The organism is Pseudomonas sp. BBP2017 (genome assembly GCF_003024385.1).
Classification (GTDB): domain Bacteria; phylum Pseudomonadota; class Gammaproteobacteria; order Pseudomonadales; family Pseudomonadaceae; genus Aquipseudomonas.
On sequence record NZ_PVZN01000013.1, the window covers coordinates 56,519 to 69,173 of the forward strand.

The 12,655-nt window shown below is 60.6% G+C and carries 12 protein-coding genes; 4 read left to right on the forward strand and 8 right to left on the reverse strand.

Going from position 1 to position 12,655, the window contains the following annotated elements:
• Positions 1-855 carry a bifunctional methylenetetrahydrofolate dehydrogenase/methenyltetrahydrofolate cyclohydrolase FolD gene (gene folD, locus C6382_RS16390; RefSeq protein WP_107025438.1) on the forward strand — a complete coding sequence of 285 codons (855 nt, stop codon included), beginning with the start codon at positions 1-3 and terminating at the stop codon, positions 853-855.
• 111 nt (positions 856-966) lie between these two features.
• Here the strand turns inward: folD and C6382_RS16395 are convergent, their stop codons facing one another.
• Genes C6382_RS16395 through C6382_RS16420 form a run of 6 tightly spaced genes read right to left on the reverse strand, consistent with a single transcriptional unit; the run spans position 967 to position 6,903 of the window.
• A complete protein-coding gene (locus C6382_RS16395) occupies positions 967-2,706 on the reverse strand; it encodes an ABC transporter substrate-binding protein (protein WP_107025439.1) in 1,740 nt (579 codons plus the stop codon).
• A 50-nt stretch (positions 2,707-2,756) separates the two neighbouring features.
• Positions 2,757-3,029 (reverse strand): DUF2160 domain-containing protein, encoded by a 273-nt coding sequence (locus C6382_RS16400; protein ID WP_107025440.1) that lies wholly within the window; start codon positions 3,027-3,029, stop codon positions 2,757-2,759.
• Between the two features lie 11 nt (positions 3,030-3,040).
• Positions 3,041-3,841 carry a carbohydrate ABC transporter permease gene (locus C6382_RS16405; protein WP_107025441.1) on the reverse strand — a complete coding sequence of 267 codons (801 nt, stop codon included), beginning with the start codon at positions 3,839-3,841 and terminating at the stop codon, positions 3,041-3,043.
• A gap of 10 nt (positions 3,842-3,851) precedes the next feature.
• Positions 3,852-4,715: a carbohydrate ABC transporter permease gene (locus tag C6382_RS16410; protein WP_107025442.1), complete on the reverse strand. Its 864-nt coding sequence runs from the start codon at positions 4,713-4,715 to the stop codon at positions 3,852-3,854.
• Positions 4,712-5,809 (reverse strand): ABC transporter ATP-binding protein, encoded by a 1,098-nt coding sequence (locus C6382_RS16415; protein WP_107025443.1) that lies wholly within the window; start codon positions 5,807-5,809, stop codon positions 4,712-4,714. Before C6382_RS16415 ends, C6382_RS16410 begins: the two co-directional genes overlap by 4 nt.
• Complete coding sequence (locus tag C6382_RS16420; RefSeq protein WP_107025444.1) at positions 5,809-6,903, reverse strand: ABC transporter ATP-binding protein; 1,095 nt, start codon at positions 6,901-6,903, stop codon at positions 5,809-5,811. Before C6382_RS16420 ends, C6382_RS16415 begins: the two co-directional genes overlap by 1 nt.
• A gap of 248 nt (positions 6,904-7,151) precedes the next feature.
• On the opposite strand from C6382_RS16420, the gene C6382_RS16425 reads away from it, so the two are divergent.
• From C6382_RS16425 to C6382_RS16435, 3 genes are all read left to right on the forward strand, one after another.
• Positions 7,152-8,945, forward strand: a complete 1,794-nt coding sequence (locus C6382_RS16425) for a sigma-54-dependent Fis family transcriptional regulator (RefSeq protein ID WP_107025445.1) — start codon at positions 7,152-7,154, stop codon at positions 8,943-8,945.
• 165 nt (positions 8,946-9,110) lie between these two features.
• Entirely contained in the window at positions 9,111-10,157 is a 1,047-nt protein-coding gene (locus C6382_RS16430) for an ornithine cyclodeaminase (RefSeq protein WP_107025446.1), read from the forward strand.
• A gap of 99 nt (positions 10,158-10,256) precedes the next feature.
• The gene (locus tag C6382_RS16435; protein WP_107025447.1) at positions 10,257-10,751 is read left to right on the forward strand and encodes an Lrp/AsnC family transcriptional regulator; all 495 of its coding nucleotides are present in this window, start codon (positions 10,257-10,259) and stop codon (positions 10,749-10,751) included.
• Between the two features lie 13 nt (positions 10,752-10,764).
• On the opposite strand, the gene C6382_RS16440 is transcribed toward C6382_RS16435, so the two are convergent.
• Positions 10,765-11,817, reverse strand: coding sequence for an AI-2E family transporter (locus tag C6382_RS16440; protein WP_107025448.1), 1,053 nt, complete (start codon positions 11,815-11,817; stop codon positions 10,765-10,767).
• Between the two features lie 12 nt (positions 11,818-11,829).
• Positions 11,830-12,627, reverse strand: coding sequence for a DUF4892 domain-containing protein (locus C6382_RS16445; RefSeq protein WP_107025449.1), 798 nt, complete (start codon positions 12,625-12,627; stop codon positions 11,830-11,832).
• Positions 12,628-12,655 lie beyond the last annotated feature (28 nt).

The following is a 12,655-nucleotide window of genomic DNA, read 5'->3' on the forward strand; positions in this document are numbered from 1 at the left end:
ATGACTGCACACCTTATAGACGGCAAGGCGATCGCCGCCAGCCTGCGCCAGCAGATCGCCCAACGTGTTGTGGAGCGTCGCCAGCAAGGCCTGCGTACTCCAGGCCTGGCGGTGATCCTGGTCGGCACCGACCCGGCTTCTCAGGTCTATGTTTCGCACAAGCGCAAGGACTGCGAAGAGGTCGGCTTTATCTCCCAGGCATTCGACCTGCCCAGCGAGACCACCCAGCAGGCCCTGACCGACCTGATCGATCGCCTCAATGATGATGCGAACATCGACGGCATCCTGCTGCAGCTGCCACTGCCGGCCCACCTGGATGCGTCGTTGCTGCTCGAGCGCATTCGCCCGGACAAGGATGTCGATGGTTTCCATCCTTATAACGTCGGTCGCCTGGCCCAGCGTATCCCGCTGCTGCGTCCGTGCACGCCGAAAGGCATCATGACCCTGCTGGAAAGCACAGGTCAGGATCTGTACGGCATGAACGCCGTGGTTGTCGGCGCTTCGAACATCGTCGGTCGGCCGATGGCCATGGAGCTGCTGCTGGCTGGCTGTACCGTTACCGTCACCCACCGTTTCACCAAGGACCTGGCAGGTCACGTTGGCCGCGCCGATCTGGTCGTGGTTGCCGCTGGCAAGCCGGGCCTGGTCAAAGGTGAGTGGATCAAGGAAGGCGCGATCGTCATCGACGTCGGTATCAACCGTCAGGAAGATGGCAAGCTGGTCGGCGACGTGGTCTATGAGACCGCCCTGCCTCGCGCCGGCTGGATCACGCCAGTGCCAGGTGGTGTCGGGCCGATGACTCGCGCCTGCTTGCTGGAGAACACCCTGTATGCGGCGGAAGCGCTGCACAAGTAAGCACCACTGGATTTAGACTCCAGCGGCGCAATCAAAAAAACGGCACCTGTGAAGGTGCCGTTTTTTTGTGCCTGGTTCAAGGTCGATCGCGGGGCAAGCCCCGCGGTGCTTTCAGTTGCGCGCCGCCTCCCAGGACTTGAGCAACTCGCTGTAGCTGACGGTCTCGCCCTTGGGCTTCTCGTTAGCCAGCTTCGGCTTCGGTGCCCCCGGCTGGTCGTACCAGTACTGGGCATCACGCTCCGGATTGAGTTTGGGTGCACAGGTCGCCTGGGCCTTGGAGCGCTCCAACCGCTCCAGAATCCTGTCCTGGTCACGGGCCAAGCCATCCAGCGCCTCTTGCGGGGTCTTTTCACCGCTGGCCGCTTCGGCAATATGACTCCACCACAACTGCGCCAGACGCGGGTAGTCCGGTACGTTGGTGCCGGTCGGGGTCCATTGCACCCGCGCCGGGCTGCGGTAGAACTCCACCAGGCCACCCAGTTTGGGCGCAAGATCGGTCATGGCCTGGGAGTTGATGTCCGACTCGCGAATCGGGGTCAAGCCAACGATGGTTTTCTTCAGCGAAACAGTCTTGGAGGTGACGAACTGGGCATACAGCCAGGCCGCCAGACGCTGTTTCTCCGGGGTCGATTTGAGGAAGGTCCAGGACCCGGCATCCTGATACCCCAGCTTCATGCCCTCCTCCCAATACGGGCCTTTAGGTGAAGGAGCCATACGCCATTTCGGCGTGCCATCGGCATTCATCACCGGCAGGCCCGGCTTGGTCATGTCGGCGGTAAAGGCGGTGTACCAGAAGATCTGCTGAGCAATGTTGCCCTGGGACGGCACCGGGCCAGACTCGGAGAAGGTCATGCCTTGCGCTTCCGGCGGTGCGTAGGCGCGCATCCAGTCGACGTATTTCTGCGTCGCATAGACCGCCGCCGGGCCGTTGGTGTCACCACCACGGGTGACGCTGGAGCCGACCGGATGACAGTCCTCGACGCGTATACCCCACTCATCCACCGGCAAGCCATTGGGCAACCCCTTGTCGCCGCCGCCGGCCATGGAGAACCAGGCATCGGTGAAGCGCCAGCCCAGCGAGGGGTCTTTCTTGCCATAGTCCATGTGCCCAAAGACGCGCTTGCCGTCGATTTCCTTGACGTCTTCGCTGAAGAATTTGGCGATGTCTTCGTAGGCTGACCAGTTAACCGGTACTCCAAGCTCGTAACCGTACTTTTCCTTGAATCTGGCTTTCAGGTCCGGCCTGTCGAACCAGTCGGCGCGGAACCAGTAGAGGTTGGCAAACTGCTGGTCAGGCAATTGATACACTTTGCCGTCGGGCGCGGTGGTAAAGGAAATGCCGATAAAGTCCTTCAGATCCAGTGTCGGCGAGGTGTAGTCCTTGCCCTCATTGGCCATCAGATCAGTGATGGACTCGGTCTTGCCATAGCGAAAGTGCGTACCGATCAGGTCCGAGTCGTTGACCCAGCCGTCATAGATGTTCTTGTCCGACTGCATCTGGGTCTGCAGCTTCTCCACCACGTCACCTTCCTGCAGCAGATCGTGGGTCAGCTTGATCCCGGTGATTTCGCTGAAGGCCTTGGCCAGCACCTTGGACTCGTATTCGTGGGTGGCAATAGTTTCCGACACCACGTTGATCTTCATCCCACGGAACGGTTCCGAGACTTTGATGAACCACTTCAATTCCTCAAGCTGTTGCTCCGGCGTCAGGGTCGACGGCTTGAATTCGCTGCCGATCCATTTCTTCGCCGCGTCTTCATAGGCATCGGCCCAGGCGCTGGCGTGAACACTGCCAAGCACGAGCAAGGCGGCCAGGGTCAAATGTCGCCGGTTCTTGTTGTTGTCGAACATCGTGATCTCCCGATTGAGTATTCCCATGGAGCCTGACCGAATCTGTTCGGCTAACCCCAGCGCATCACCACCAACAGCCACACCACCGACAGCAGTGAGGCCACCCAGAGACTCCAGTCACTGACCCCGATGATCAGCAGGTGCAGGTAAGCGCTGACCAACAGACCGATGAACAGCCGATCGCCGCGGGTTGTGGCAATCGGCAAAAAACCGCGACGCTCGACACACGGCCGGTGCAGTTCAATTATCGTCATGCCCACCAGCAGCAGGCCAATCGCGGTGAAGAACACCGCGGTCGGCAGGGTCCAGGCCATCCAGTCCATCACGCGCCTCCTCAGACCCGGCCCAGGGCAAAGCCCTTGGCCACATGGTTGCGGACAAACCAGATCACCAGCATGCCCGGCAGGATCGTCAGCACCCCGGCAGCGGCCAGCACGCCCCAGTCGATACCCGAAGCCGACACGGTGCGGGTCATCACTGCAGCAATCGGTTTGGCATTGACTGAAGTCAGGGTGCGCGCCAGCAGCAGCTCAACCCAGGAAAACATGAAACAGAAAAACGCCGTGACACCGATACCAGAGCCAATCAGCGGCACGAATATCTTCACGAAGAACCGCGGGAAGCTGTAGCCATCGATGTAGGCGGTTTCGTCGATTTCTTTGGGCACCCCGGACATGAATCCCTCCAGGATCCACACCGCCAGCGGAACGTTGAACAGGCAATGCGCCAGAGCCACTGCGATGTGGGTGTCAAACAGGCCGATCGACGAATACAACTGGAAGAACGGCAACAGAAACACCGCAGGCGGCGCCATGCGGTTGGTCAGCAGCCAGAAGAACAGATGTTTGTCGCCGAGAAAGCGGTAGCGCGAAAACGCATAGGCCGCAGGCAAGGCCACGCTCAGGGAAATCACCGTATTCAGGCAAACGTAGTACAACGAGTTGATGTAACCGGTGTACCAGCTGGGGTCGGTGAAAATCACCCGGTAGTTGTCGAAGGTGAAATCCTGCGGCCACAGGGTCAGGCCACCAAGAATCTCGGTGTTGCTCTTGAACGACATGTTCAGCAGCCAGTAGATCGGTACCAGCAAAAACAGGATATAGAGCAGCAAAGGCAGCGTTTTACGCGGGTTCATGGCCGCCCTCCTAGTCTTTGTCGGCATGGGTCATGGCGGTATAGAACAGCCAGGACACCAGCAGGATGATAAGGAAATACACCAGCGAAAACGCCGCGGCCGGTCCCAGGTCGAACTGCCCTACCGCCATCTGGGTCAGGGTCTGACTGAGGAAGGTGGTGGCATTGCCCGGTCCGCCTCCTGTCAGCACAAAGGGCTCGGTGTAGATCATGAAACTGTCCATGAAGCGCAGCATCACTGCGATCAGCAGTACGTTCTTCATTTTCGGCAACTGGATGTGCCGGAACACCGCCCAGGCCGACGCGCGATCGATACGCGCGGCCTGGTAATAGACATCCGGGATCGCCCTCAGCCCCGAGTAACACAGCAGCGCCACCAGCGAGGTCCAGTGCCAGACATCCATCACCAGCACCGTGACCCAGGCATCCATGGTGTTGGCCGCATAGTTGTAATTGATGCCCAACTGGTTCAACGACGCCCCGAGCAGGCCGATGTCGGCACGACCAAAAATTTGCCAGATGGTGCCGACCACATTCCACGGAATCAGCAGCGGGATGGCCATGACAATCAGGCACAGTGACGACCAGCGCCCCTTGGTCGGCATGGTCAGGGCAATGGCTATCCCTAACGGAATCTCGATCAACAGCACGCAGCCCGAATAAACAAACTGACGCAGCAAGGAATCGTGCAGACGAGGATCCTGTAACACCTGGCGATACCAATCTGCCCCGACGAAGTAGCGGCTGGACTGGTCGAAAATGTCCTGCACCGAGTAATTGACCACAGTCATCATCGGTATCACGGCGCTGAAGGCCACCAGCAAGAACACCGGCAGCACCAGCCACCAGGCCTTGTTGTTGGGCACCTTGTTCATGGTGCGGTCTCCAGCAGCACATCGTCGACATACAGCATCAACCACTGTGCCGGAAAACTGATCCAGGCCTGCCCCTGCGGCACCACACGGTCTTCCCCAAGGCGCACCTTGAGGGCCACACCGTCCAGCTCCAGGGTCAGGATCCGATAGGTACCCAGGTCTTCAACATCCACCACCCGAGCGGTAAATGCGTCATCAAATGGCGCCTCGCGCACCTGCACGAATTCCGGGCGGATCCCTACCTGCAAACGCGCAACCGGCGTGCTGGCCAGACGTGCCTGCAATGTTTCCGGCAGCGGTAGATGGACACCGGCAAAGCCGACACCTCCTGGCTGCGGCTGCACATCAATCAGGTTCATCCCCGGACTGCCGATGAAATAGCCGACAAAGGTGTGTCGCGGCCGCTCGAACAGTTCCCGCGGCGTTCCGAACTGGACGATCTGCCCGCCATACATCACCGCGATCTTGTCGGCGAAGGTCGAGGCCTCGAGCTGATCGTGCGTGACGTAGATCATGGTGATGTTGAACTGCTCGTGAATCTGCTTGAGCTTGCGCCGCAGCTTCCATTTCAGGTGCGGGTCGATCACCGTCAGCGGCTCGTCGAAGAGGATCGCCGAAACGTCATCGCGCACCAGGCCGCGGCCCATGGAAACTTTCTGCTTTTCATCGGCACTGAGGTTGCGGGCCTTTTTTTTCAGCGCCGGACCGAGCTCAAGCACCTCGGCGATCTCTTCCACCTTGCTATGCACACGGGCCTCGTCCATGCCCTGGTTGCGCAGGGGAAAGGCCAGGTTGTCGAACACTGTCATGGTGTCGTACACCACCGGAAACTGAAAAACCTGGGCGATATTGCGGGCCTGCGGCGACAGTTCATTGACTACCTTGCCATCGAATAGCACCTGGCCTTGGGAGGGGCTAAGCAGTCCGGAGATAATATTGAGCAAGGTCGACTTGCCACAGCCCGAAGGCCCGAGCAAGGCATAGGCGCCGCCCTGGGCCCAGACATGCTCCAGCTCACGCAAGGCATAGTCATCGCCACGGGCGGGGGTGCTGCTGTAGCTGTGGGCCAACTGCTGCAGGCGAATTTCGGCCATCAGGCGACCCTCGCTTCACGCGCGCCCGGCGCCTGGACCAACACACCCGCACTGTCGAAGACGAACAGCTTGTGGGTCGGGATAAACACCCGAATCGGCGCATCGACGTGGTACTCGTGCACTCCGGACAGGTGCAGGATGATGCGAAAGTGCTCGTTACGCACATGCAGGAAGGTTTCCGAACCACTGATCTCCGCCAGTTCCACCAGCACCGCCAACTCAAGGTCATCGTCATTCGACGGCACCAGGCTGATATGGCTGGGACGCACACCAAAGCGGTATTCACCGTCACCGATGCGGCGCAGATCGGCATTCATGGCGAAGTGCACAGCCCCGGCGAAACTCACTTCATTGCCGCTGATGCGCCCGGCAATCAGGTTGATCGGCGGTTCGGAAAACAACTCAGCAGCCAGCACCGTGCGCGGCTGGTGATAGACCTGAGCGGTCGCACCACTCTGCACGATGCAACCCTCATGGACAATGGTGGTGGTGCCACCCAGGGCCAATGCCTCGTTCGGCTCGGTGGTGGCATACACGGCAATGCAGTGCCGGGAAGCGAACAATTCGCGCATTTCCTGGCGCAGTTCTTCGCGCAGTTTGTAGTCCAGGTTGACCAGCGGCTCGTCGAACAGGATCAGTTCCGCATCCTTGACCAGCGCGCGGGCCATGGCGGTGCGCTGCTGCTGACCACCGGACAGTTCCAGCGGCAGGCGCTGCAAGAAGGGCTCGATGCGCAGCATCTGCGCAGTCTGATGCACTTTGTGGTGAATCTCCTGCTCACCCATACGCGCCTGACGAAGCGGTGAAGCGATGTTTTCGAAGACGCTGAGGGTCGGGTAATTAATGAACTGCTGATAGACCATCGACACATTGCGCTGGCGCACCGGCCGGCCCGTGACATCTACACCATTCATCAGCACCCGCCCCTGGTCAGGACGGTCCAGTCCGGCCATCAGGCGCATCAGGCTGGTCTTGCCGGACAAGGTGCGCCCGAGCAGGACATTGAACGAACCCGGCTCGAAACTGAGGCTGGCATCGACAATCCAGCGCTGACTGTCGACGGTGCGACTGACGTGCTCCAGTGTAAGCGACATGGGGCGGCCCTGATTGTTGTTATCGGAGAGGCCTTCGCTGTAGAGCCAGTTTCGTGCCAGTGCTGACAGCCATCGATAAGTCGTTGTCGCGACGCAACTTTTTCTTCCTCCACAACAACTGTCAATTCGCTCCTGAACAGAAATGAACAGTAACTGCTGAACACCTGAACAGCCCTGACATTGACAATGAACAGGACTGAACAACACTGGATCACACAAAAACTACAACGCTGGCAGAGGAAACGCCCATGGCCGTCTCCATTGCATCCCATGACCAATTGATCCAGGCCTCCTGGGCACGCTGCCGTGACTACGGCCTGGAGCACCAGTCAGCCCCCGACTTCGGCGAGCTGCCCGCTGCCTGCCTCAGCGAACTGCTCGAACGCCAGCACGACCTGCTGCGCACCACCGGCGACGAGGTGATCCCGCAGTTCAATCATCTGCTGGGCAATTCCAGCTACCTGATCATGCTCAGCGATAATCAGGGCCAGCTCCTGGAAACCTGGGGCACCCGGCGTTTTATCGACCCGCGCCAGCAACACGGTTTTATCGCCGGCGCCCGCTGGCTTGAACAGGGAGTTGGCACCAATGCCATCGGCACCGCCCTGGCCTGCAGCGAGGCCGTGCATGTGGGCCAGGATGAGCACTTCCTCAAGCGCAACCGCTACATGGCCAGCGCCGCCGCGCCGCTATTCGATGCCGAACGGCGCCTGATCGGCGTACTGGATGTGTCCAGCGACAGCTACCTGCCAGCCTCGCAAACCCTGGGTATGGTGCGGATGATGAGCCAGAGCCTGGAAAACCGCCTGATCATCGCGCGCTATGCCGGGCAGTACCGACAATTGAGTTTCAATACCGGCTCGAACAACCTCGACAGCCAGTGGGCCGGGCTTTTGCTGTTCGATGACCGCGGCCGTATCCTGGCCGCCAATCGCCGCGCGGACAGCCTGCTCGGTCAGCCAGCCTTGCAGCACACCCTTGAACACCTGTTCCAGACCCCGCTGCCGGAGCTGTTGCAGCATGCTGCGGGACAGCCTTTTGCCGTGCAGGTGACCGGGCGCAATCGCTTTCACTGCCTGTTGCGTGAGCCGCTGACAAGCCCCTCGGCAGCGCCGAGCCGCCGGCCACCCGCCGACTGTGACCCACGTATAGCCAAAGCGCTACGACAGGCGGGGCTGCTGCTGGAGAAGGACATCCCGGTATTGATCCAGGGTGAAACCGGGGTTGGCAAGGAAGTTTTCGTCAAGGCCCTGCACGAAGCCAGCAGCCGTCGCAAGCAGCCTTTGATTGCAGTGAATTGTGCAGCGATTCCGGCTGAGCTGGTGGAGTCGGAGCTGTTCGGCTACGACAAAGGCGCATTCACGGGCGCCCACCACAAGGGCAACCCTGGGCTGATCCGCAAGGCCGAACATGGCATCGTCTTTCTCGACGAAATCGGTGACATGCCGCTGCCAACCCAGGCGCGCTTGCTGCGTTTTCTCCAGACCCGCTGCATCCAGCCGCTGGGCAGTGGCGATCCGGTGCCGGTGGATATCCGGGTCGTCTCCGCCACCCACCAGAACCTGTCCGAGCGGGTACGGCAGGGATGTTTCCGCCAAGACCTGTACTATCGAATCGCCGGCCTCAGCCTGACCTTGCCACCGTTGCGCGAACGCAGTGATCGCCTGGCGCTGATCGAACAGATCCACCAGCACTACCGCGATGCCGACGCGCCACCACAGCTGGACAACAAGGTACTGCAACATCTGTTACAGCATCCGTGGCCAGGCAACATGCGCCAGCTTGCCAGCACCCTGCAAGTCGCCCTGGCCCTGGCAGGCCAGCACCCGATCGCCCTGGAGCACCTGCCGGACAGCTTTTTCAGCGAACTGCCTGCTACGCAAGAAGTCGAGCCACCCCCGCCCTTCGCACCCGATGAGCACAACCTGAACCTGCGCTTGCAAGCGCTCAAGGGCAACGTATCAGCCTTGGCCCGCGATCTGGGCATCAGTCGCACCACCCTCTACAAACGCCTGCACGCCCAGGGTCAGACCGAGGGCTGAGCAACGCCCGAACACAAGCAGCCGATTCCGCTGCCAAAGCGCATATTTCAGCTGAAGCGGCTGAGTGCCCACCGCGCTTCAGCCGAGATATGCCCGGCGCTGCATCGACAATAGGCACACTGCCCCCGAATACGTGCCTCGATGCCAATAACAAAGGAGTTCATCATGACCCGCTATATCGATGTGACTGACCTCAGCCGCCTGGTTGCCCATAAAGGCCTGAGCACCTGTATCAGCGAAATGGCCGAGTACATCCGTGAGGACTACCTGCGCTGGCACGACTTCGAAAAATGCCCACGTCTGGCCAACCACTCGCCCGATGGCGTGATCGAGCTGATGCCGGTGTCCGACCGCAACCTGTACGCCTTCAAATACGTCAACGGTCATCCGAAGAACACCCAGCGCGGCATGCTCACGGTGATGGCTTTTGGCGCTCTCGGCGACGTCGATACCGGCGCGCCGGTGCTGCTCAGTGAAATGACCCTGACCACCGCCATTCGTACCGCCGCCACTTCAGCCCTGGCTGCCCGCTACCTCGCCCGTCCCGACAGCCGGCGCATGGCGCTGATCGGCAACGGCTCACAAAGCGAGTTCCAGGCCCTGGCCTTCCACACCCTACTGGGGATCGAAGAAGTCCGCCTGTACGACCTTGATCCCAAGGCCAGCGCCAAGCTGGTCGCCAACCTTAGCGCTTTCCCTCAGCTGCGGGTGAGCATCGCCGGTTCCGTGGCGCAAGCGGTGCGCGGCGTGGATATCGTCACCACGGTGACCGCCGACAAGGCGTACGCCACCATCCTGACCCCGGACATGATTGAGCCGGGTATGCATCTGAATGCCGTCGGCGGTGACTGCCCGGGCAAGACCGAATTACACCGGGACATCGTCGATCGCGCGCGGGTGATCGTCGAGTACGAACCGCAAAGCCGTGTCGAAGGCGAGATCCAACAGATGCCCGCCGACTCGCCGACCACCGAGTTCTGGCAAGTGGTCAGCGGTCAGGCGCCTGGCCGCGAAAGCGCTGATCAGGTGACGTTGTTTGACTCGGTTGGTTTTGCCCTGGAAGACTACTCGGCCCTTCGCTATGTGCTCGATGTTGCCAAGTCCTTGGATATCGGCCATGAGCTCGCGCTGGTACCAGAGCTTGCAAATCCCAAGGATCTGTTCGCCGTACTGCGCCAACCACTTGCTGACACTCGCAAAAAACGCGCCTGAGCCCGTGCGGGTTCAGCGACTCAATGGGTACAGACGCTGAGCAAGGAAGGTCGTACCATAATCAGCGTCACCCACCGTTTGAAGTGAAGCCGAACCCGTATGGATACCAAGGTCAACAGCCCACACGCCGCACCAGCGCTGGACCGGATCGACGAAGCGATCATCGATGTACTGCGCCATGACGGGCGCATCACCTACGAGAAACTGTCCTCGCTGGTGCACCTCACTCCCCGCCCCTGCCTTGAGCGCGTGCGCAAGCTGGAGCGACGCGGGGTGATTCGCGGCTATAGCGCGATCATCGATGTGCAGAAGGTGTCGCCCGGCTTGTCATTGCTGGTGCTAGTGGCTTTGTCCAATCAGAGCGGGCGTGCGGCGCAAAAGGCGTTTGAAGCCTGTGTGAACGCCTGTCCGCAGGTGTTCGACTGTCAGCTGATCAGCGGCCATTTCGACTACAGCCTGCGCATGCGCTGCCGCGACATGGAGCATTACCGGGTGCTGACCGAAACCTGGATGAACAACGACGATCTACATATCGATAAGCTCGTGGCCCACCCAGAGCTGGCGGTGGTGAAAAACACCGCACCTCAACGCTGAGCAGCACTACGTATCAAGTACGCGGCGGCGCCACCGGCTCGCTGCGCGACCAATCCAGCAACAGACTGTAGGCGACGGCCAACAGGGTCGGACCGATAAACAAACCAATGAAGCCAAAGGCCAGCAAACCGCCAAACACCCCCAGCAAGACGATCACCAACGGCAGGTTGCCCCCCCGACTGATCAGGTAAGGCTTGAGCACGTTGTCGACGCCACTGATGATGAACGTGCCCCAGATTCCGAGAAACACCGCCATGCCGTACTCACCCTGCCAGGCCAGCCAGGCCGTGACCGGAACCCAGGCCAGTGGCGGGCCCATGGGGATCAGGCTGAGCATGAAGGTGACGATACCCAAGACCAGCGCTCCGGGTACACCTGCGATCAGGAAGCCGATCAACGCCAGAACGGCCTGAGCCGCCGCAGTACCGATCACGCCGTTGACCACCCGCTGCACTGTGCCGGCGACCAGCCCCAGGTAATACTCGGCGCGTTCACCGATCAAACGATCCAGCAAGCGCAGGACAAACGCCGACAGGCGCGGACCGTCACGGTAGAAAAAGAACACGAAGACCAGACTCAAGGTCAGCTCAAGCATCCCGCTGCCAATCTGCGCGCTACGCGCCAGCAACCAGTTGCCGACCTGGCCCAGGTGGGGTTTGACCGTAGTCAGCATGGCGGCGCCCTGCTGATCGATCGTGTTCCACATGCGCACCAGGCGCTCCCCCACCAGCGGTACCCCCCCCAGCCAACCCGGTGCATCCGGCAGACCGCCAACCCGGACGTCACGCACGAATGCGGTGGCATCGCGTATGTGATCGGCCAGGTTGAAGCCCAACCACACCAGCGGCAACGCCACCAGCAGGATCCACAGGGAGGTCAACAGGCCGGCGGCGAGGGTTTCGCGACCGCCTAACAAACGGGTCAACAGGCGCATCAACGGCCAGCTGGCATAGGCCAGGATCGCCCCCCAGAGCAGCGCCGACATGAACGGGGCCATCACCCAAAGACCAGCCCCGAGTAGGGCCAGCAGGATAATCTGTACCAGCAGGCGATCATTGTTGGGCATCATGCATCTCGATCAACGTATCAGTTCGACGTGGAAACCGTCGGTTGGGGCATCGCCCACTTCCAGGCGGGCCGCAAGCACCCCGACCTTGATCAGTTGCTCACGCCAGGCCTCGGCCTGGGCGCCACTGAGGCTCACGCGCAAAGTGGTGTTGTTATTCAAGCTGCGTCCGATCAAGGTTACCCAGGCCAGGGGCGGCTCACCGTTCAGGTCAGGGTAGTCGAGTCTGCCGGTGTCGAGCAGCTCGCGCATTACCGTGGCCGCAGTGGGCAGCAACTCGCCCAGCGGAGCGTCAGCGACGAACTCCTCGACGTGCAGATAAGCGCGCTTGTTGCCGCGGGTGATGCTGTACAAGGCGATCAGACTATTGTTCAGCTCAGCAGAGCGCCGCAGGAGGATGAATGCCTGCTGCTCGTCCGCGCCAGAAAGCTGCCTGTTCTTGAACACTTCATTGGCCCACAGGCTGTTCTCACCACAGTCGCGCGCCTGACACCAGAACAACGGATAGCCCCCGTCCTTTTGCAAGGCTTCGCGCGCCGCAGTGAAAGCTTCATTAGCAGAGCGCTCACGCGGTAGCTCGTAGGTGACCGAACTGACCTGGCCGCGGCTTTCGATTTTGCCTTCCACTCGCAGCTGGTTACTGATCTTGCGCAGGCTACCCAAGGGATAGACACGTTCCTGAACCAGCGCCGGGCGCTGATCGACGACTTTGCCATCAACTGGCACCGGCAGCCCTTCGGCCAACAATGGCGCGCTAACGAGTATACCCAGCCCGGCAAACGCTGTACGGATGCAATACTTGAGATTCATAGGCACGCCACACTGTAGGCGGCGCCAA